The 20,487-nt window shown below is 41.8% G+C and carries 17 protein-coding genes; 10 read left to right on the forward strand and 7 right to left on the reverse strand.

From position 1 onward, the window contains the following. The first annotated feature begins 91 nt into the window (after positions 1–91). The 3 genes from ACFGVS_RS15550 to ACFGVS_RS15560 all read left to right on the forward strand — a co-directional run bounded on the left by ACFGVS_RS15550 (position 92) and on the right by ACFGVS_RS15560 (position 2,504). On the forward strand, positions 92–640 hold the full coding sequence (locus tag ACFGVS_RS15550; RefSeq protein ID WP_439694647.1) for a fasciclin domain-containing protein: 549 nt from the start codon (positions 92–94) through the stop codon (positions 638–640). A gap of 233 nt (positions 641–873) precedes the next feature. Then, the gene (locus ACFGVS_RS15555; RefSeq protein ID WP_439694648.1) at positions 874–1,755 is read left to right on the forward strand and encodes a cupin-like domain-containing protein; all 882 of its coding nucleotides are present in this window, start codon (positions 874–876) and stop codon (positions 1,753–1,755) included. Positions 1,756–1,949: 194 nt separating this feature from the next. After that, the gene (locus ACFGVS_RS15560) at positions 1,950–2,504 is read left to right on the forward strand and encodes a hypothetical protein (protein ID WP_439694649.1); all 555 of its coding nucleotides are present in this window, start codon (positions 1,950–1,952) and stop codon (positions 2,502–2,504) included. 64 nt (positions 2,505–2,568) lie between these two features. Here the strand turns inward: ACFGVS_RS15560 and ACFGVS_RS15565 are convergent, their stop codons facing one another. Continuing rightward, complete coding sequence (locus tag ACFGVS_RS15565; RefSeq protein WP_439694650.1) at positions 2,569–3,546, reverse strand: phytanoyl-CoA dioxygenase family protein; 978 nt, start codon at positions 3,544–3,546, stop codon at positions 2,569–2,571. 124 nt (positions 3,547–3,670) lie between these two features. On the opposite strand from ACFGVS_RS15565, the gene ACFGVS_RS15570 reads away from it, so the two are divergent. Next, positions 3,671–4,531 carry a helix-turn-helix domain-containing protein gene (locus ACFGVS_RS15570; RefSeq protein WP_439694651.1) on the forward strand — a complete coding sequence of 287 codons (861 nt, stop codon included), beginning with the start codon at positions 3,671–3,673 and terminating at the stop codon, positions 4,529–4,531. Between the two features lie 280 nt (positions 4,532–4,811). Here ACFGVS_RS15570 and ACFGVS_RS15575 read toward each other — a convergent pair whose 3' ends face one another. From ACFGVS_RS15575 to ACFGVS_RS15585, 3 genes are all read right to left on the reverse strand, one after another. Continuing rightward, entirely contained in the window at positions 4,812–7,538 is a 2,727-nt protein-coding gene (locus ACFGVS_RS15575; RefSeq protein WP_439694652.1) for a PAS domain S-box protein, read from the reverse strand. 260 nt (positions 7,539–7,798) lie between these two features. Next, positions 7,799–8,791 carry an AAA family ATPase gene (locus ACFGVS_RS15580; RefSeq protein WP_274211574.1) on the reverse strand — a complete coding sequence of 331 codons (993 nt, stop codon included), beginning with the start codon at positions 8,789–8,791 and terminating at the stop codon, positions 7,799–7,801. A 58-nt stretch (positions 8,792–8,849) separates the two neighbouring features. Next, positions 8,850–9,269 (reverse strand): YybH family protein, encoded by a 420-nt coding sequence (locus ACFGVS_RS15585; protein ID WP_090642445.1) that lies wholly within the window; start codon positions 9,267–9,269, stop codon positions 8,850–8,852. A 156-nt stretch (positions 9,270–9,425) separates the two neighbouring features. On the opposite strand from ACFGVS_RS15585, the gene ACFGVS_RS15590 reads away from it, so the two are divergent. The 6 genes from ACFGVS_RS15590 to ACFGVS_RS15615 all read left to right on the forward strand — a co-directional run bounded on the left by ACFGVS_RS15590 (position 9,426) and on the right by ACFGVS_RS15615 (position 16,129). After that, positions 9,426–10,304: a carbohydrate kinase family protein gene (locus tag ACFGVS_RS15590; RefSeq protein WP_090642442.1), complete on the forward strand. Its 879-nt coding sequence runs from the start codon at positions 9,426–9,428 to the stop codon at positions 10,302–10,304. A 207-nt stretch (positions 10,305–10,511) separates the two neighbouring features. Continuing rightward, entirely contained in the window at positions 10,512–11,609 is a 1,098-nt protein-coding gene (locus tag ACFGVS_RS15595) for a vWA domain-containing protein (protein ID WP_090642439.1), read from the forward strand. 154 nt (positions 11,610–11,763) lie between these two features. Continuing rightward, the gene (locus tag ACFGVS_RS15600; protein WP_439694653.1) at positions 11,764–13,269 is read left to right on the forward strand and encodes a sigma 54-interacting transcriptional regulator; all 1,506 of its coding nucleotides are present in this window, start codon (positions 11,764–11,766) and stop codon (positions 13,267–13,269) included. A gap of 18 nt (positions 13,270–13,287) precedes the next feature. Then, the gene (locus ACFGVS_RS15605; RefSeq protein ID WP_439694654.1) at positions 13,288–14,568 is read left to right on the forward strand and encodes a metallophosphoesterase; all 1,281 of its coding nucleotides are present in this window, start codon (positions 13,288–13,290) and stop codon (positions 14,566–14,568) included. A 27-nt stretch (positions 14,569–14,595) separates the two neighbouring features. Next, entirely contained in the window at positions 14,596–15,483 is an 888-nt protein-coding gene (locus tag ACFGVS_RS15610) for a hypothetical protein (protein WP_439694655.1), read from the forward strand. Between the two features lies 1 nt (position 15,484). Continuing rightward, the gene (locus ACFGVS_RS15615; RefSeq protein WP_439694656.1) at positions 15,485–16,129 is read left to right on the forward strand and encodes a class I SAM-dependent methyltransferase; all 645 of its coding nucleotides are present in this window, start codon (positions 15,485–15,487) and stop codon (positions 16,127–16,129) included. A gap of 46 nt (positions 16,130–16,175) precedes the next feature. Here ACFGVS_RS15615 and ACFGVS_RS15620 read toward each other — a convergent pair whose 3' ends face one another. The 3 genes from ACFGVS_RS15620 to ACFGVS_RS15630 are packed head-to-tail and all read right to left on the reverse strand — an operon-like array spanning position 16,176 to position 20,410. Beyond that, complete coding sequence (locus ACFGVS_RS15620; RefSeq protein ID WP_090642429.1) at positions 16,176–16,868, reverse strand: response regulator transcription factor; 693 nt, start codon at positions 16,866–16,868, stop codon at positions 16,176–16,178. Positions 16,869–16,871: 3 nt separating this feature from the next. After that, positions 16,872–18,515: a sensor histidine kinase gene (locus ACFGVS_RS15625; protein ID WP_274211567.1), complete on the reverse strand. Its 1,644-nt coding sequence runs from the start codon at positions 18,513–18,515 to the stop codon at positions 16,872–16,874. Between the two features lie 5 nt (positions 18,516–18,520). After that, the gene (locus ACFGVS_RS15630) at positions 18,521–20,410 is read right to left on the reverse strand and encodes an alpha/beta hydrolase family protein (protein WP_439694657.1); all 1,890 of its coding nucleotides are present in this window, start codon (positions 20,408–20,410) and stop codon (positions 18,521–18,523) included. Positions 20,411–20,487 lie beyond the last annotated feature (77 nt).

Here is a 20,487-nt window from a genome sequence, read left to right on the forward strand (position 1 = left end):
AAAACGTCAAGAGCTCGTGGCAGCTTGGTTATTAAAAACGCAAACAATCAGGCGCGCAGGCGCCATTAAAAAAATTATAAAAATTACCGAAATGAAAAAATTAATTTTCGCAGCCCTTGCATTAGCAACTTTTGCAATAGCCCCCGCAGTACAGGCCCAAACCAAAATGGTAGGTGGCGCAGCAATGTATCCAACTAAAAACATTGTTGAAAATGCAGTTAACTCAAAAGACCATACAACTTTAGTTGCAGCTGTAAAAGCGGCTGGCTTGGTAGAAACATTGTCGTCAAAAGGCCCGTTCACGGTGTTTGCACCAACAAACGAGGCTTTTAACAAACTGCCTGCCGGTACAGTTGACAACCTGGTTAAACCAGAAAACAAAGCAACCTTAACTAAAATTTTAACTTACCACGTTGTTGCAGGCAAACTAAGCGCAGCCGATTTATGGGCAAAAGTTAAAGCAGGTATGGGCAAAGCCGAATTAACCACCGTAAGTGGCGGCAAATTAACAGTAATGGCCAAAGGCAAAAAATTATACCTGGTTGATGAAAAAGGTGGGCAATCATGGATTACTATTGCCGATGTTAACCAAAGCAATGGCGTTATACACGTAGTAAATACGGTTTTAATGCCTAACTAAGCATTTTTGAGTTTGTTATTTGCAGCCTATTGCGGTCAAAAGTTCGTCGACTGGGGCAATGGTTTGTGAAATGATAACTTTTAAAATAGACAAAGGCCGGAGCTAAAAAGCTTTGGCCTTTGTTTATTTTGACACCTGCCGGATACCTTTTGAAATTTTATTTCGTTCCTTTGTTTACTTTTGGGTAATATTAAAGATACCTAATTAAATTAGCACAACCGGAAGGTGATATTATGAGTTTTATACTTAACCCGATTGATACTGTTGAAAATATTTCTCCTGAGGATTTCAAGAAGAACTATTTAACCCCACGCCGCCCTTTGGTGATTAAAGGCCTCACAAAAACCTGGCCTGCCCGCGAAAAATGGACTCCAGAATACCTTAAAGAGGTTGTTGGCAACAAGGTGGTGCCGTTGTACGATAACTCCAAAGCCGATCCATCAAAGCCGATTAACTCATCGGCTACCGAGATGCCTTTTGATGAATATATTGATCTGATACGCAGTAAACCTACAGAGCTGCGCATTTTCTTTTTTAATATTTTTAAGCAGGCGCCGCAATTATTAAATGATATTGTATTGCCTAAAGACCTCATGGGCGGCTTTTTGGAAAGCATGCCAGGCATGTTCTTTGGCGGATCAAACTCGGTTACATTTTTACATTACGATATCGACCTGCCACATATTTTCCACACGCATTTTGGTGGCCGTAAGCATGTAATATTGTTTGAAAATAAATGGAAACGCCGCCTGTACTGCATCCCTAACGCTACCTACGCGCTGGAGGATTATGATGTACTAAACCCCGATATCAAAAAATTCCCGGCCCTGGATGGTGTAGAAGGCACTGAAGTGTTTTTAGAGCACGGCGATACCCTGTTTATGCCTACCGGCTATTGGCACTGGATGAAATACATTGATGGATCATATTCATTAAGCCTGCGCGCCTGGGATGCATCTATGACCCGCAAGGCCGCAAGTTTATACAACCTGGCTATTAAAGGCGGCGTAGATAGCCTGCTCAAGATGGCTTTTAAGGAAAAATACGCAAAGCTCCGCGAGGGATTGGCTGTTAAATGGGCTAACAAAGAGTTGGCGGCGGGCAAGCCTTTTTGATTTCTGTTGCCGGGTTCGTGATGCGGGGCTCGGTTTCTGAGTGAAAATTATCTATAGCGGTGACGTTTCTTCACCGCTATTTTTTTGCCATTCAGATAGTCCTCACAACTGTCCCGTCGCCTGTATCCTTAAAGACAACTTTCCACGGTCAATCGCTGCAATAATTTATATCTTTAAGGCAAATCTTATCCTCAATGATCGCTGATAAATTAAAACTTCATCTAGGTAATTATGTCAAAATAACGCGAACCGTAGCACAAGGAGTCGACGAAACAAGCAGCGGATATATTCTTAGTTTTTCTGATGATCTTATTTTACTACACGAAGCAGGCGACTTTACATTGCAGGGATACAGTGTAATACCTGTTAAACAGGTAAAGAAAATACGGCACAACAAATTTGACAAGTGTTTTAAACAAATCATGATAGCCGAAGGCGAGGCGGCCAAAGTAGGTATCAGCTACAAAATCGACCTGAGCAACTGGCAATCCGTTTTTAAAAGTATACAAGCTACCAGGCTGAATGCTATTGTAGAGGTTGAAGATCCGGCCAACATTATTTTTAGCATAGGTCCAATCTTAAAAATCACCACAAAAAAAGTCCACATTGAGTATTTTGACGCCGAAGGTTTCATCTCAGACAACCCGGATAAAATTGATTTTGAGGATATAACCAAAGTAAAATTTGACGATAGGTATATTAACGTTTTCAGCAAGTACTTACGAAAGAAAAAGGCTAAAAAGGAATAAACACCAATGTGGGAAAAGTTGGCTGTGAGGAAACAGCCAACGAAAACCAAAGCACATCATCCTTCTACCACTTCTCCAATCCCAGGAGCTTCTTTCCTAAATCAGATAATTCTGCAACCGGGTTTTGCTTTTCGCGTTCCATCGGGTCGCCGGGGAAGGCGTAGCCTTGCATAGCTTCGCGGCTTTGCCAGCTATTAATGCGCCACTGCCTCAATTCTTCATTGTCTTCCTGGGCGGGCATCATAGCAATGTATTGTGCTATCCTTACTTTGTTATTACTGGTATTGGGGCGAATACCATGGGGCTGCAGGCTGTTAAATATCAGCAAGTCGCCGGCTTCCAGTTTCACCTTCTCTATCTCAAAGCCAGTAGTATCTGGTTTGTAATGATCTCTATCTGCGGGCTGGGTAAGTTTCCAGGTATCGTAGGTACGGTACAATTCGGGAATGCACTGAAAACCGCCCATCGTCTCGTCAGTCTGGTCGGCCAGCGCAAGTACACCCTGTACGTTTTGCGGCCTGGTTTCGGGATCATAATCCCAATGGATAAAACCCTTGTATTCAAAACCTGGCTTAAGCGGAAAGTTCAGGTTAGCCCTGTCAATAGTAACCCAAAGTTTTTCGGTGCCCCAAATATCGGCAAAGGCCGCATGAACCTTGGGGTACTGGCGATTATCCCACATCAATTGCTGGTTATAAATCTCAACCATACCCGTGTTATTCAACTCGGTCATTTGCATTTGGGCGTTGGGCCTCTTATACCAGGTTTCTATATTATCGGCATCCTTGCCTTCATATTCCCACAGGTAAGCGGCCAGTTTGGCAACCTGTTCTTTAGGTACTGCATTTTTAATAATCACGTATCCATTGTCTACCCAAAACTTCCAGTCAGCTTCGCTGAGTATGTGCAATGGCTCGTTGTTCTTGCGTTCGTTGAGGCGTATGGTGCTTGTTTTTGCTGTAGACGGATTGCCAGGAATTTCTTTATGAGCGTTTTCCGGTCCGGGTGTCATAGTCATGGGTGCATCTGTTGTCTTCATCATTTGTATTGGTTTAATAATACAAATCTACCGCCCCTTGCAAAGGTGGCTATTCTTTGCAATGACCAATATTTGCTCTGTGTTGACCAAATATGTATCTTTATTAAACATCAATGGATAATAAGGAATGGATAAAATACAATTGGAGGTAGTTGATTTTGAACCGGGCAAATCATTCAAGCTATTTTCGCCCAGGCTCCGCAATACCTTTTTATGGCATTACCACCCCGAATATGAATTGGTATACGTAGAAGCTGACGCCGGGATAAGGCATGTTGGTTCGCACATATCAGGGTATACCCAAAGCGATTTGGTTTTAATCGGCAGTAATTTACCCCATCTTAATTTTGATTACCGCCTCCGCAGCGAATATCACCAGATTGTTGTTCAATTGAGAGAAGATTTTTTGGGCACGGCCGTAAGCACAGCGCCCGAGTTTACCCCCATCAACCAACTATTTAAAAAAGCAGCTAATGGCATTGCATTTCATGGCGAAACCAAAAGCATAGCCGTACAAAAGTTAAAGCAGTTGCCGACGTTAACTTCATTTGGCCAATTATTGGCGTTGATGGAGATTTTCCAGGTGCTGGCCAATTCTGACGAAATAACCATTTTAAATGATGAGGATATTAGCCTGCAATTTTTCTTGAAAGATAAAATCAGGATGGGTGCCGTGTATGAATACATCGGCGGTAATTACAACCGCCACCCCGATGTAAATGTTGTGGCCGCCAAAGTAAACTTTACAACAGCAGCCTTTTGCAGGTACTTCAAAAAACAAACCAACATCACCTTCACCGATTTTGTAAACCAGTACCGCATTGATGTTGCCAAAAACCTGCTGATGCAGGATAAAAATGTAACCGAAGTGTGTTACGCTGTTGGCTTCGAAAGCTTATCTTACTTTAATAAACTATTCAATAAAATGGTGGGCCAAAATCCGTCGGATTTTAAGAAAAGCTGGGTGAGAAAACAACAATTACGCTGATAGTTTTTAATTCAAGATTCCTTGTATTTTTCCAATACCATTTTAACCGTCGGCTGTATGCTCCAAACTCTTCAAGGGAAATTCTTCAAATATCCCTATTAGGGACACTAAGATAACTTTTTATTTTATGGGTTATTAAACCCTCGGGAGACGCAATTATGCGTCTCCCACTACCATTTGCAGTCATTATTTTTTTACAGTTGAGCTGGTGGGTACCCGCAAAGGCGGTCTGTTTTTTTTTAGACAGCTTCTGAGCTATTGTATAACGGGATATTGTAACTTATTTAACCGGCAATGAAAACCAAAAGGTGCTGCCGGCTCCGTATGCGCTATCAACCCACAGTTTTCCGCCATGCCGTTCGGTAATTTCTTTACAAATGTAAAGCCCTATTCCTAACCCGGCCATACTTGGATTAAGGTCCTCGACCCGGTAAAAGCGATTGAAAATATTCTTCTGCTTATCTGGTTTTATACCTATTCCCGAATCTTTAACTCCAATCTTAACTTCACTGCCAAGATCTTCCAGTACAACGTCTACTTTTTTGCCGGCAGGCGAATATTTGATAGCATTGGTTAGCAGGTTAATAATCACCTGCTCAATCCTTTGAGGGTCGGCTGTTATATTTAAAATATCTACGTTTGATTTAAAATTGATTTCATGGCTGATTTGCGCATCCTGAATGAGTTCGATCGCTTCTTCCACTATTCTTTTTATATTAAAATGCCGTTTGTTCAGCTCCAGCTTTCCAGCTTCAATTTTGGATACATCTAACAGATCAGATACAAGGGACGAAAGTTTTCTGACCTGCCGCACTGTTTTGGATACAAACCTTTTGCTTTTTTCATTGGTTTCTAACCGGTCTAAAATTTGCAGATATCCGGAAATACTGGTTAGCGGCGTTCTTAATTCATGGCTGGCCATCCCAATAAATTCGTCTTTCTTCAGGTTCAAATTTACCACCTCTTTATATAACCGGGCATTTTGCAAGGCAATTACGGCCTGCAGGGATATGGCCTGTAAAATAACTTCATGTTCCCTGGTAAACATACCGGCTTCTGCATGTACAAAGAAAAGGCCGGCAATAATATTTGCAGAACTTTCAGTTAACGGAACACCCAGGTAACTTGCAACAGGCGGATGCCCGCGAGGCAGGCCTTTGCTGGCCAGGCTTACCTTGTTAATATCATCAATGCGTATAATAGCATTGCTTGTAAATGCGAAGTTAAACAACCACGAATTTGCTATAAAGTTAAACTGCTCAAATTCCTGCTTAGATGCGCCGGATGATGTACATAATGTATAAACTTCGCCGGTGGAGAGCTTACGGTCGGTATAAATAAAGGCACCAAATTGCGCGCCTGTTAATTGTGTGGTTATATCCGTAATTTTTTGTAAAATAACCTCCATGTCAAGGTCTTCCGAAATCGTTCTGCTTAAAGAATTAATCACTTCAAGATGCTCAGCATAACGTTGCGTTTTAAGCAAAGCTGTTTTTAAGGCGCTTATGTCGCGTGCTATTTTCGAGGCCCCAATTACTATACCTTTATCGTCTTTAATTGGCGATACTGAAAGTGAAATTGGTATGGGTTGCCCGCTTTTGGTTAGCCTAACAGTTTCAAAATGATCTACCCTGATACCATTGGCCACATTCCGGATAATAATTTCTTCTTCCTGCAACCTGTCCTTGGGGATTAAAAAGGATATGTGTTTCCCTATCACTTCGTTCTCGGTATATCCAAAAGTTTTTTCGGCAGCTTTATTCCAGCTGGTAACGATGCCCTGCAGCGTTTTACTGATGATAGCGTCATCTGATGTATCTACAATTGCTGCCAGCATAGCTTGCTTTGCTCCGGCAATTTTTCTTTCGCTGATATCGCGGGCAATTTTAGATGCGCCGATAACATTGCCGCTTTTATCTTTAATCGGAGATACCGATAGTAAAATGGGGACGGTATCCCCGTCCTTTTTTATCCTTATCGTTTCAAAATGGTCGATACGGTTACCGGCCGAAATATTTTGTATTATAATTTCCTCTTCACTCAACCGGTCCTGTGGGATGATTAAAGAAATGTGTTTGCCAACAGCCTCGTCCTGCGAATAACCAAAAGTTTTTTCGGCAGATTTATTCCAGCTGGTTACAATGCCCTGCATATTTTTGTTGATTATAGCATCGTCAGATGTATCAACTATGGCCGATAATACGGCCTTTTTTTCATCGGCAGCATATACATCGGTAAGGTCCCGTGCAATTTTAGAAGCACCCGTTATTCGTCCGTCCTGATCTCTTATCGCCGAAACAGAAAGCGAAATGGGGATTTCTTTTCCATATTTTGTTAACCGGTAGGTTTCAAAGTGGATTATCGCATTCCCCTTGGCTATATTATTTATTATCGTTTCTTCCTCGGCTATCCGGTTGGCGGGGATAATTATTGATATATGTTTACCAAGCGTTTCGGCCTCGGTATAACCAAACATTCTTTCTGCCGCCTTATTCCAGCTGGTAATAATTCCCTGGAGCGTTTTACTGATGATGGCATCGTCCGATGTATCAACTATAGCAGCCAGCATGGCCTGCTTTTGATCCATTTTTACTTGCCCGGTTATATCTATCAACGTGTTTATGCCGCCAATTAATGTCCCACTCAAGTCAAAACGAGGCACAGGATATGACAGCACATTTATCCTTGTACCGTCCTGCCTTTCAATAATTATTGGCTCTCCTTCAATGCAAACCCCCTCTTTAAGGCTACGGGCCATAGGGCATTCATCGGGTGCAATTGGTTCATTATCGTTATTTAATATTTTCGATGATCCACACCATAAATCTTTTCCTATTTCCGGTTCGCGACCCCATAGTGTTGCAGCAGATTTATTGTAATCGGTGATGTATCCAAGGTTGTCGCATGCATAAACAGCTACCGGTAAATAGTCCAGAACATCAGATGCCTGCAGGCTGTTACTAACATCACTGAACTTGCCCGAAACCTGGAATCTTTTTATGCTCATAATTAGTTGTAAGAGGAAACACTTATGCGCAAAATTTGTTCTGCAATTTTAGCCCCTTTTTGTAAAACAAAGTTGTGTGAATGTAAGTATAATTAACCGTTAAATTATTATACCCAAGTGATTGCCCCGGCAGGCTACAAATTGTGCTTTGCCCTTGGTTATAGCAGTCTGTTTTTAATGAAGGTTATAAAAATGAATTATTTAAGACGATGGCTGACCTTAGGGTTATAGGCAGCTGAAATACAACATTTACCTGGCAATTAAACAGTTCCTGTTTTTATAAACTGCACCACTGCTTTCCCGGCTTTTTCAAATCTTTCGTCCCAACTATCACCCTGTATCAAAACATAGTGAATACCATGATTGGCCAATTCCTGTTTGTGGCTTTCGTCCAGCCTGTTCCTGTCTGTCTCGTTAAGCCGGGTGCCGTCCTGCACATATGGGGCATCAACATCCAGGTATATATACAAATCGAAATGATTGGCTGCCTCAACCCATTCCGGCACCTCTAAATCCTTATCAAACAAAAAGTGACTGTATGACCGGGTAGTGTTCAGATCAGTATCTACAAACAAAATCTTGTTGGCATCTTTTATCTTTTCGTTGATGGTTTTGGCGTGCAGCTCGGCTATCCGCTGCAAATCATCCTCAGTACATTCGTTGGTATGTTCCAAAATATCGCGGGCCATTTCGGCCACCTCGACTGTATGAAAATGATGCGCCAACCGTTTTGCCATGGTGGTTTTGCCGGTAGACTCGGTTCCCAGCAGGCATATCTTTTTGGTAAAGTAAGGCTTGGCAGCATCTGCCAAAAAATTCCAGAAAGCAAACGGCTTATCCCTTATCTGCGTGGCCGTTACCGGTACTATTTTGCGTGGCTCGTCAAATATCATGCTTTCGCAATTCAAAAACCTTCCCATATAGGCGCCATAAGGTTCTGATGCAAATATAATATCAATAGGGGGTAATTCCTTTTGCAAATAATTGGCCCAGATGCGGGATACACCTTCAGACGATGCAGAAGTGTTTGGCAAAACGGCTTCATCATAGTTTAACAGCCACGGCCTCACCTTATTATTCTCTTTATAAGTTTCCTTAACCCACTCCAGCCTACGGCTTCCCCATATGGGCTCATCATAGCTGGCACTTACCAAAACAATAAGATCATCGCAATGCTGCAAAGCAAAGTCAATTAACGCGATGTGCCCTTTGTGCAAAGGCATAAACTTGCCTATAACCAAACCTCTTTTCATCCATTAAACCCCCGGGGGCCAAATGTAAAAAGGTTTTGAGCAAATCTCAAATCCGGAACTAACTTGTGTGGTCGCAAACTATTTTCCATTCGCCTTTAATTTTGCGGAACCAAAGGGTATAATAACCGCCCAACTCATCTTTAATGCGCTTAAGGTGCCAGCCTCCCAAAACAAATGCATTGGTGGCATCAAGCACTTTTACCTGTAAAATGGTAAATTTAAGCCGGCCCATAGCAGCCTTGCCCGGGTAACGCTTTTTGTAATGATCAAGCGTGGTTTGCCAGCCATAGTCGGGCCCGTTTTTTCCTACAAACACCAGCGAATCTGATTTCCAGTAGCCCTGCATAAACCCTTCAACATCGCCGCGGTTCCAGGCTTTTTCCTGGGTGTACATTAAATTCACTATAGCTTGTTTATCCTGCGCACGGCATAAGTAAACGCTCAACATTAGGATGATTGACAGGAAGAGTTTTTTCATAATTTGAAGATAGTTAATTTATCTGAACCGGAATTCACCGAATTTACGGAAGCAGCAGGATTTAAAAAAAATTGAAAAATTCTTTAATTCGGTGAATTCCGGTTCAGACAAAAAATAAACTATCTTTGAGTTTACTGCCTTTAAAAAAACTCTTTTATGAAAAACCAGGTATTAAGCTTCGGCGAAGTTTTATGGGATGCTTTTGGCGATGGTAAAAAAGCAGGCGGCGCGCCTATGAATGTGGCCAGGCATCTTGTACAGCAAGGTGTAAAAGTTGCCTTTGCAAGTTCGGTTGGGATGGATAACAGTGGCGACATGCTGATCGAATTCCTGAAATCAAACGGGCTGTACTCCGGCCTCATCCAACAGGACGACGAATACCCAACCTGCGAGGTTACCGTGCAGCTGGACGAGAACAACCAGGCAACCTACATTATACCCGAACCTGTTTCATGGGATTGTATTGAAACTACCGATGCGCTTAACGCTGCAGCTAAAAATTCGGCGGCCATTGTTTACGGCAGCCTGGCCTGCCGCTCGGCCAAAACACGCGAAACATTACTCAACCTGCTCGACGAAACCGACGCACTCAAAATATTTGATGTAAACCTGCGCCCGCCACATTACACACTATCTACCATCGAAACACTGGTTGCCCGCGCCGATGTAGTGAAAATGAACGAAGAAGAGGCTAACTTGTTAATTGGCGGCAGTAGCCGCTCCTTACGCGACCAGATAACCGAATTCCGCTCCAAATATCATAACCGCACCATCTGCGTAACCCGCGGCGAACACGGCGCCATAGTATGGCACGATTACGAGTTTTATGAAAGCCCAGGTTGCCCCGTAAAAGTTGGCGATTCGGTAGGCGCAGGCGATGCATTCCTGGCCACCTTTGTAGCTGGGTTGCTGGCTAAACACCCTATGCAAATGGTTGTTGATAAAGCCTGTACCGTAGGCGCTTATGTTGCCAGCCAGCGCGGCGCCAACCCTATTTACCCTACAGAGCTTTTGAATAGTTTGGTGTATATTTAATTCAAAAACATTTAAGGGCTGACAGATTTCGCATCTGTCAATTCTTAACGTTTTGGCGCGTTTCATTTTCAAATCCTCAAATTTTCAAATCCTCAAACTAAAAACCTCTAAATTGTCATTCTTACCTAACAATTTGTTTTAATCCCTCCTGCTCCAAACTTTTCATAATAATTATCCGTTCCTTTATAGTACAGAAAAGGACAAGATATGCGTGGTTTTGGATTTTCCAGGTTTACCCCCAACCAGATCCCTAAAGGCGGATTTGAAGAATTATTGAAATTATTCCTCGAATTGCTCAACTATACATCGGGCGATGCAGGCGAAGCGTTGGCCTGGCTAAATGAACTTGATAAGCAATATAACCTTACCAACGATGATTATGGTATTGGCGACTTTATTGATGAACTTAAGCAAAAAGGCTATTTAAGCGATGATCAGCAAACCGGTGGTTTTAATATCACCGCTAAAACCGAGCAAAGCATCCGCCAATCGGCATTGGAAGAAATTTTTGGCAAGCTTAAAAAATCGGGGAAGGGTAATCACCGCTCGCCACAATCGGGGCAGGGCGATGAAAAAAATGCAGAACGCCGCGAGTTTGAATTTGGCGATAGTTTAGATCAGATAGATATGACCCAATCTATCCATAATGCCCAGGTTAACCATGGCATCGGTGATTTTATGATGACTGAACGCGACCTGGAAGTAGAGGAAATGGATTATAAAACCCTTACCTCTACCGTGCTGATGATAGATATCTCGCACTCCATGATTCTTTATGGCGAAGACCGGATAACCCCGGCCAAAAAAGTAGCAATGGCGCTTGCCGAGCTTATCCGTACCAAATACCCTAAGGATACCCTGGATATTGTTGTTTTTGGTAACGATGCCTGGCCTATAACCCTGCAGGACCTGCCCTATTTACAGGTAGGCCCTTATCATACCAATACCTATGCAGGGTTAGAGCTGGCTACTGATTTATTGCGCCGCCGTAAAACGCATAATAAGCAAATATTCATGATTACCGATGGTAAACCTACCTGTTTAAAGGAAGGCACTAAATATTATAAAAACAGCATAGGGTTAGATAGGAAAGTGGTTAACAAAACCCTTAACATGGCCGCGCAGTGCAAGCGCTTAAAAATACCGATAACCACATTTATGATAGCCAAAGACCCTTACCTGCAACAGTTTGTACGTAAATTTACAGAAACTAACGGCGGCAAGGCTTTTTACAGTTCGCTGAATGGTTTAGGCGAGTATATTTTTGAGGACTATATTAAGAATAGAAGAAAAACGGTACGCTAATTTGAAGATGTGCTAATTTGAAGATTTGAAAATGCTATTTTCCAATTTCAACAAGCATAGCTTCCACACAAAATAAAGACATCAGATGGCAATTTGAAGATCATGGGTTTTCCATTTTCAAATCTTCAAATCCTCAAATTTTCAAATTCAACAAATGAGTAAATTATTAGATATTAAAACCCTCGGCGAACTAAAAAAAAGTGGTTACAAAAGCCGTTCGGTGAAAGATGAATTACGTGCCAACCTTATAGAACAGCTAAAAAAACGCGAAGGCGGTTTTGCAGGTATTATCGGATTTGAGGATACGGTTATACCCGATTTGCAAACTGCCATTCTATCGCGCCACAATATTTTACTGCTTGGCTTACGCGGACAGGCAAAAACCCGCATAGCGCGCTTGTTAATTAATTTGCTTGATGAATATGTGCCATATATTACAGGATCAGATTTGTTTGATGATCCATACAACCCTATATCATGGTACGGCCATAGTGTTATCGAAGAAAAAGGAGACGAAACGCCTATAGGCTGGATTCACCGCTCGGAGCGTTATACCGAAAAACTGGCTACGCCAGATGTTACCGTAGCCGATTTAATTGGCGATGTTGACCCTATTAAAGCCGCCACCTTAAAACTGACCTATTCTGACGAACGCGTTATCCATTTTGGGTTAATCCCACGCGCCCATCGTGGTATATTTGTGATCAACGAGCTGCCCGATTTGCAGGCCCGTATCCAGGTATCGCTATTTAATATTTTGCAGGAAAGGGATATCCAGATACGCGGTTTTAAACTGCGCTTGCCTTTAGATATCCAGTTTGTATTTACGGCCAACCCTGAAGATTATACTAATCGCGGCTCTATCGTTACACCGCTTAAAGACCGCATTGAAAGCCAGATTTTAACGCACTATCCGCGTACGGTAGAAATTTCAAGGAAGATCACCCAACAGGAAGCATCATTAACCAACGATCAACGCAATGTCGTTGAAGCCGACGACCTGGTAAAAGACCTGATTGAGCAAATTGCTTTTGAAGCCCGTAACTCCGAGTATATCGATAAAAAATCGGGTGTATCGGCGCGCTTAACTATATCGGCCTATGAAAACCTGATTAGTAATGCCGAGCGCCGGATGATCATGAACCATGAGCCCAGCACTTTTGTGCGCATTACCGATTTTTTGGGCGTTATCCCGGCCATTACAGGCAAAATTGAATTGGTTTATGAAGGTGAACTGGAAGGCCCGGGCAAAGTAGCCAATATCCTGATTGGCAAAGCTATCAAAACCTTGCTGCTAACCTTTTTCCCCGACCCTGAAAAGGCTAAAAAGACTAAAGGTGTAAACCCTTATGCCAGCATTATCAATTGGTTTGGCGAGGGCAATAACCTGGCTTTGGTTGATGACATGTCGGCAATTGATTATAAAAAAGAACTATCCGAGGTTGCCGGCTTAAAAGACCTGGTTAAAAAATCACATCCGCGCCTGAGTGAAAATCAAACTTTATTGCTAATGGAGTTTGTGCTGCACGGCCTGTCAGAATTTTCGCAATTAAACAAAGGCTTTTTAGATAATGGCTTTGCCTTCTCTGATATGTTTAACAGTTTATTTAACCTGCAACCCGATGAAGACGACCTTGATTTAGATGATGACCGTTATTAATTTGGTACATTTGTGTAAATGACGGACACCGCGCTTAATATCATCCTGATCATTTCGGCACTTTTGCTAATTGACCTTTATGTATTAAACGGCATTCGCGGGGCTTTCCCAAAATGGCATTTTTTGCAAAAAAAGACGTTTACCTTTTTATATTGGGCGGCTTCCATTATAGTCATTTGCGGTTTGCTCACCGGTGTTTATATATATTTTGCGGGCCTTGGCGTTCGTGCAGCCGGCCTGCTCATATTTTCGCTATTATTTACAGGCAAGCTTACCTTTTTGCCCTTCCTGTTAATTGACGATATAAAACGTTTGCTGATGTGGCGTAAAAACAGGTTTAAAAATCAAACACCTGCGCATAATACCCTCGTTCCGCCGGATGCCATCCCCCGGTCAGAATTTTTGTTGAAGGCCGGTCTGCTTGCAGGTGCCGTTCCCTTGGCTGCTATAAAAATCAATATGCCAAAGGGGCTGTATGATTACCATGTACGTTATCAAGTCCTATATTTGCCCAATTTACCAAAAGCTTTTGACGGCATTAAGCTGGGGCAAATTTCTGATATCCATTCCGGGAGTTTTTATAACAAAAAGGCGGTACTTGGCGGGGTAGAAATGCTATTGAAAGAGAAGCCCGATTTTATATTTTTCACTGGCGACCTGGTTAACGGACAAACCAGCGAAATGAGGGATTACCAGGATATTTTCGGCAAAGTAAAAGCGCCGCTTGGCGTTTATTCATCTTTGGGTAATCATGATTACGGCGACTATGGCGACTGGCAAAGCCCGGCCGATAAAATAAAAGACCATCAAGACCTGATACTCACCCACCAAAATATGGGCTGGGACTTATTGCGCAACGAGAACCGCCGCCTTAAAGTAAATGGCGAAGAAATAGGCATTCTCGGCATCGAAAACTGGAGCCTGCACAGCCGCTTCCCTAAATATGGCCGCATGGAACTGGCCGCCAAAAACACAGACGACCTGCCGGTTAAACTCTTGCTGTCGCATGATCCGTCGCATTGGCGTGCACAGGTTTTAAATGACTATCCACAAATAGATGTAATGTTCTCGGGTCATACCCATGGTATGCAGTTTGGCGTTCGTACAAATGATTTTCAGTGGAGCCCTATAAAATATGTTTATACTGAATGGGCGGGCCACTATCAGCAAGGCATGCAACAATTATATGTAAATGTAGGTTTTGGCTTTGTAGGTTTATATGGCAGAGTTGGAATATTACCAGAGATTACGATATTTACATTAAAAGCCGGGCATGCTCCTTCGGGTAAGCTTACATAACATCACCCCCAGGCACATTCATTACCAATGAAAAGATCGCTTCAGTCTGTTTTTGATTTCCTGCTGTTCAGTAATATCTTCATGTCGCTTTGCGCGGTGGCGCAGGCATTGGTAACATTCCACTTAATAGGGTCAAAACCGGTGTTGCCGGTATTGGGTTTGCTATTCACCTCCACTTTAGGCATCTACAATTTCTGTATCATCATTACCAAACCTCAGAAGCCCGAAACATCTCCTTATAAACGCGTACGTTGGTTTTTTGCCCACTACCGGCTCATGGTTACGTTTACCATTGTTTCATTATTATCGCTGGTACCATTATTTTTTTTGATCTCCATTGAATCAAAAATCCTTTTGATTTTTCTGGGTATTTTATCATTTGCCTATGGCCTGCCGTTGTTTGCCGTGGGCGAGCAAAAATTCGGATTGCGCAATATACCCGGGTTAAAACCATTCCTTATTACCCTGGTGTGGACAATGAGCTGCGTACTGTTTCCTATACTGGAGGCCATGCATTTTCATGCTGCCAGTGTATCCATGCGCGATACTACTATACTGATAGCTAAACGTTTTTTGTTCATAGGCGCACTTACTATCCCCTTTGATATCCGCGATCTTTTTGACGACCGTAAAATGGGATTGAAAACCATCCCGGTAGTTTGGGGCGAAAAAAATGCCTACCTGTTTTGCCAGGTGTTATTGGCCGGTTATGTGGTACTATTATTCATTTTCAGGAATAACGGCTTTAGCCTTGATTTTTTTGCGCTAACTTTTACGGTATTTTTAACCGGTTGGCTTATCTTTAAATCGGCCTGGAAAAAAGACGAGTACTATTACTTTTTCTTTATGGATGGCGTACTTATCCTTCAATACGTAGTGTTATTAGCCGTTAACCTCATATTCAAAGGCCATTGATATGGCTGCCAGTTTTAATAACTCGGCCCGGTTTTATGACCTGCTTTCGCGTTTAGTTTATGGTAAAGCAATAATCAATACACAAGTTTTTTTAATCAATCATATCCAACCCAATGATAATATACTCATAGTTGGAGGCGGTACAGGCTGGATACTTGACAAAATTTCAAGATTACACCCAACAGGGCTAAAGATAACTTATGTAGAGGCTGCAGAGCGAATGATGGCGCTGTCCCAAAAGAGGAATACCAGCGATAATGAGATTGTTTTTATAAATGATGTTATTGAAGGCGTAAACCTACCTGCTGGCTTTGATGTAGCGATAACCCCCTTTTTATTTGATAATTTTACTGACGCAACGTTAACCACGGTATTTAATAAGATTCATTCGTTACTAACACCGGGTGCACTTTGGCTCAATTGCGATTTTCAGTTAACAGGAAAATGGTGGCAGGGTCTCCTTTTAAAAAGCATGTTTTTATTTTTCAGGCTGATTGACGGTATAGAAGCCAGCAAGCTACCGAAAATTGAGGCTTGCTTTAATCGGAACAATTACTCCCCAAAAAACGAAAGAACTTTTTTTGGTGATTTTATTGTAGCGAGGGTTTATAGGAAACAGGAACGTCATTACCTGGTACAGCAATGACGTTATCATATATATCCGAAATCGAACATCCCAATTCCGAAATCACTTACTGATTATAGACAAACTTATATCCTATCCCCCGTACAGTTTGTAAATACTGCGGCGAATCGGCATTTGTTTCTATCTTTTTGCGCAAGCGTACAATGTGCATATCCAGGGTGCGGGTGTTTACATCGGCGTTGTAGCCCCATACTTCCATCATCAGTTCTTCGCGGTTGATAACCTTGTTTTTGTTTTTAAGGAAATACAGTAATATCCGGTTCTCCAATATGGTAAGTTCAATTTTACGGCCATCACGAATGAGCAAGTGGGTATTAGGCAGATGCTCCATGTTGGCAAACTTATATGATTCGGCCTTCTCGCTATTCAGGCTGAATTTAATTTTGCTGTCAATCATAGCCACCAGCACATCCATATTAAACGGTTTGGTGATGTAGTCTGATACTCCAAAATTGTAAGCTTCAATTTTATCAACATCCTGGGCTTTGGCGGTCATCATAATCACCAGTTTATCGTATCCGCTTTCCCTGATATTACCACAAACTTCCGATCCGGTTTTTCCGGGCAACATCCAGTCAAGCAGTACAATATCAGGATATTCGGCCAGTATCATTGTTTCCGCATCCTCTCCATTGTCGGCTTCCAGCACTTTGTAACCTTCGGTTTGCAAACGCTCGGCAACCAGGAAACGCAGGTTTTCATCATCTTCAACCAGCGCAATTTTGATTTCTTTGTTCATACTTTAATTTTCGTTTGGAAGCGTAACTATAAACTCCGAACCTTCATTAACTTTACTGTTCACCGTTATCTCGCCGTCCATAAAATTAACCAGTTCTTTACAAAATGCCAAACCCAAACCTACGCTCCCGTTTTGGTTATATTGGTTTTCTATTCTGTAAAATTTTTTAAATACATTATGCTGTTCATTCCTGGGAATCCCTATCCCCTTATCTATAAAGGAAAACACGATATTGCCCTTTTTTCGTATAATATTGATGTTGAGCTGCCTTTTTTTGGGGTGCGAATATTTGTACGCATTCTCAATCAGGTTTTGAAAAACACTACCCAAAAGCACCGGGTCGGTATAAAAAGTATGCACCCCGTTACTGGTATAATTCAGCTTAAAATCGGGGTACTTAATTTTAAAAGTATCTATATAGCGCTCCACAAAATCATCCACTGCAATTTCTTCTTTTTTAATATTGATCGATTTATTTTCCAACTGGGTGAATGATAACAACTTGTTCATCAAATCGTTTAGTTTATCTGCTTCTTCATCTAAAATTTTTCCATAATGTTTGCGCTGCCGCTCGGTAAGCTCGCCATCACCTTTTAAATTTGATCCTGCAATTTTTATTACGCTTACAGGAGTTTTAAACTCATGGGTAAAGTTGTTTATAAAATCGTATTGTAGTTTAAACAGCTTGATATTTACGTTCAGGTTACGATAGATAAGCCATCCTATGGCAACCAAAAAAAGTGTTATAACCAATACCGCAGCTCCAATGGGCATAAAGCGCCGGTTGGTTTCGGCAGTAAGGTACCCTTCTTCCGAGCTGAAAAATAACTTATAATCAGAAAAAGCGCCTGGAAACGGCACCTCTGTTACCAATTTATTTCCTTCGCTGTCAATAGGGTCATATACAACCGGCTGTATAGACACATTCTGGTAAAGTTCATGATGGGTGTTTTTTACCTTCAATAAAACAGGATCAAGGTAAAACGTCATCATGTTTTGTTTATATGGTGCAGATACCGTTTTACCCCGCAACAGTTCCCGGTAATTTTTAACATCCAATGGCCGTAAAGTATTGGTGTAGGTTATTTTATTGGGCTTAACGTCCCAAAATGTTTTATACATTTCATCCTGGGTGGGCGCTCGTGTGGTATCCGAAAAGGCTATATAATTACGCAATTTTGCCGACATCTCGGCAAAATCCGGCTCATCGCCGATGTGGTTTTGCCGGGTGCCCAATATTTTGCCGTTTTGATGCCCATATTGATAAATTGCCTTAACAGATACATCCAGGTTATTGTCATAGCGGGTTACCGGTAACCGGGTGCCTATTTGTACATCATAAAAAACAACTTTTGTTACAAATTCATATTCCTTAAAAACCGATGAAGCGTATTTACGCGCCGATGCCGAATCCAAAAAGCCGCCGTAAAATTGTATTTCGGGAATTTTGTTGTAAAAAAAATCATAGTAGGGCTTCATGGTTTGCTCCAGTACCTCAATTTTTTTTGAGGAAAACTCATTTTCAACGTATTTGGAGGTAAGACTATATGATATAAAAAGCGCCACCACAAATGTGATAGATATGAGCACCAGGAATACGATGATCAGCAAAAAGTTTTTCCGGTAAGCAGTTTTTTGTGCCGGCATAACCGTTATGGTTTAACCCTCATGTTGTAATCCAGGAATTTTTCTATCTCGGTATACATTTCAAAGCGATTGCGCTCACTCCTGAAAAAAGCGCGTTCATTGGGTTTCAAAAAATATTTTACATCCACATCATGCTTGCGTAATTCGTGCACAAATTGGTTCAGTTCGCTAATATTGGCGCGCTGATCTTTGGCGCCCTGGAAAATAATTAAAGGCACCTTTATTTTATCGGTATGAAACACCGGCGATATAGCCCTTAACCTATCGGCATCTGTTTCGGGGTTGCCAACCATTTCATAAGTCATTTTTAAATAAGGTTTAAAAAACGGCGGGGCATCTTTGATATAGGTAAAAAAGTTAATGAGTCCGTATTGTATAACGGCGCAATTATATAAGTCGGGATGAAAAGACACGCCGTACAATGCAGAGAACCCACCAAAACGGCCGCCAAAAATGGCGATTTTTTTGGGGTTAGCTATTTTTTTATCTATCAGCCAATGTACGCCATCGGTTATATCATCCTGAATTTTACCCCCAACCTGTTTGTAGCCCGCACTTCTGAAAGCTTTGCCATAACCGGTTGATCCACGATAATTCATCTGGAAAACAGCATAGCCCCTGTTGGCCAAAAATTGCACCTGCTCGTCGTACCCCCAGGTATCGCGGGCCCAGGGGCCGTCATGCGGCATTACTACCACAGGTAAATTAGTTTTTTTATTACCCAAAGGCATGGTCAAATAGCCATTGATGGTCAGCCCATCGCGGGATTTGTAGGCTACCGGCTGCATCACGCATAATTCTGTAGGTACCAGCGATGGATTAGTATCGCCCAGTTTAGTTAGTTTACAGGTGCTGGCCTCATACAAGTAGTAAGTGCCGGGGCTGCGATCTGTATAGGTATACAATATAAACTTATTTTCCGAACTGTCCCGGTCAACCACTCTTACCTCATTACCTTTCAGCAACTCCTCCAACTTTTTATAAAGACGTTGTATATCAGGCGATAAAAAATATTTCCGTGGCTTGGCCTCATCCCAGCTGGCAAACTCAAGCCGGTGTTTATTTTTATAATATTCAACATACATTAAGTCGGCATTGCTGTTGCTAAAAATGGTACGTTCTTCTTTCCCGTTTTCAGCATTAATTTCAACCAGCGCCATTTTATCGCGGTTTACGTTTGATAAAGCGTAAAAATTATTTTTTTGTCCGGCAAAAGCAATCGGTCTTACCGAGTTTTTAAAATTGTTTTGAATAATGGGTTTAAAAGGCGCATTATCATCGGGCCTGTATAAAATAGTTTCGTCTACCCCGTCTGACGATTTTACCAGCCGGATTTTACCATCGGCATCCGGGAACCATTCGGTTATATTGCCTGGGTTTATGAGGTATGGCGATAGCTCCCCGGTTTTGATATTCAGTCGATAGATATCAAAATTGGCCGGATCGCGCTTGTTCATCCTGATGGTAATGATGTTTGGCTGCTGCTTGTTACGGTTAACCAGGTTTACTTTTACTTTTTCGAGTGAGAGGATTGTACGTAGCTGGTGCGTTGATATGTCAAGCGCATACATTTTAAACCCATCGTTTGCCACAATATCCTGGTTAAAAACAAGTTGGTTATTATAGGTCCAAAAGTACCAGCCGCTTACGGGATAATCATCAAATGATGTTTCCATATGTTCGGTACCATCGGCCAACGATTGTGTGAATAGGTTTTGTTTATCCTTGTATGGTTTCAGGTATGCTATATACTTACCGTCGGGAGATATTTTAAAAAAGGTTTTCTCAGGGGTTTTAAAAAAATCGGCAAGGGGGATTTGCTTTATATGTTCTTTGCATGAGCATATAACTGTGAAAAATACAATAAAAAGAAAAATCCTCGAGCGCCCAAACATATTTGCTTATGCCATTTTTATTAATCAGGTCAAATTAGATAAAATTAGTTAACGTTATCAACATGTCACTACAATTT

The sequence above is a fragment of the Mucilaginibacter sediminis genome, from assembly GCF_051903035.1.
Lineage (GTDB): Bacteria > Bacteroidota > Bacteroidia > Sphingobacteriales > Sphingobacteriaceae > Mucilaginibacter.

What these genes read in the sequence shown, in the direction of transcription:
- ACFGVS_RS15550 (WP_439694647.1), top strand. Translation starts at nt 92, where the DNA reads ATGAAAAAATTAATTTTCGCAGCCCTTGCATTAGCAACTTTTGCAATA.
- ACFGVS_RS15555 (WP_439694648.1), top strand. Translation starts at nt 874, where the DNA reads ATGAGTTTTATACTTAACCCGATTGATACTGTTGAAAATATTTCTCCT.
- ACFGVS_RS15560 (WP_439694649.1), top strand. Translation starts at nt 1,950, where the DNA reads ATGATCGCTGATAAATTAAAACTTCATCTAGGTAATTATGTCAAAATA.
- ACFGVS_RS15565 (WP_439694650.1), bottom strand. Translation starts at nt 3,546, where the DNA reads ATGATGAAGACAACAGATGCACCCATGACTATGACACCCGGACCGGAA.
- ACFGVS_RS15570 (WP_439694651.1), top strand. Translation starts at nt 3,671, where the DNA reads ATGGATAAAATACAATTGGAGGTAGTTGATTTTGAACCGGGCAAATCA.
- ACFGVS_RS15575 (WP_439694652.1), bottom strand. Translation starts at nt 7,538, where the DNA reads ATGAGCATAAAAAGATTCCAGGTTTCGGGCAAGTTCAGTGATGTTAGT.
- ACFGVS_RS15580 (WP_274211574.1), bottom strand. Translation starts at nt 8,791, where the DNA reads ATGAAAAGAGGTTTGGTTATAGGCAAGTTTATGCCTTTGCACAAAGGG.
- ACFGVS_RS15585 (WP_090642445.1), bottom strand. Translation starts at nt 9,269, where the DNA reads ATGAAAAAACTCTTCCTGTCAATCATCCTAATGTTGAGCGTTTACTTA.
- ACFGVS_RS15590 (WP_090642442.1), top strand. Translation starts at nt 9,426, where the DNA reads ATGAAAAACCAGGTATTAAGCTTCGGCGAAGTTTTATGGGATGCTTTT.
- ACFGVS_RS15595 (WP_090642439.1), top strand. Translation starts at nt 10,512, where the DNA reads ATGCGTGGTTTTGGATTTTCCAGGTTTACCCCCAACCAGATCCCTAAA.
- ACFGVS_RS15600 (WP_439694653.1), top strand. Translation starts at nt 11,764, where the DNA reads ATGAGTAAATTATTAGATATTAAAACCCTCGGCGAACTAAAAAAAAGT.
- ACFGVS_RS15605 (WP_439694654.1), top strand. Translation starts at nt 13,288, where the DNA reads ATGACGGACACCGCGCTTAATATCATCCTGATCATTTCGGCACTTTTG.
- ACFGVS_RS15610 (WP_439694655.1), top strand. Translation starts at nt 14,596, where the DNA reads ATGAAAAGATCGCTTCAGTCTGTTTTTGATTTCCTGCTGTTCAGTAAT.
- ACFGVS_RS15615 (WP_439694656.1), top strand. Translation starts at nt 15,485, where the DNA reads ATGGCTGCCAGTTTTAATAACTCGGCCCGGTTTTATGACCTGCTTTCG.
- ACFGVS_RS15620 (WP_090642429.1), bottom strand. Translation starts at nt 16,868, where the DNA reads ATGAACAAAGAAATCAAAATTGCGCTGGTTGAAGATGATGAAAACCTG.
- ACFGVS_RS15625 (WP_274211567.1), bottom strand. Translation starts at nt 18,515, where the DNA reads ATGCCGGCACAAAAAACTGCTTACCGGAAAAACTTTTTGCTGATCATC.
- ACFGVS_RS15630 (WP_439694657.1), bottom strand. Translation starts at nt 20,410, where the DNA reads ATGTTTGGGCGCTCGAGGATTTTTCTTTTTATTGTATTTTTCACAGTT.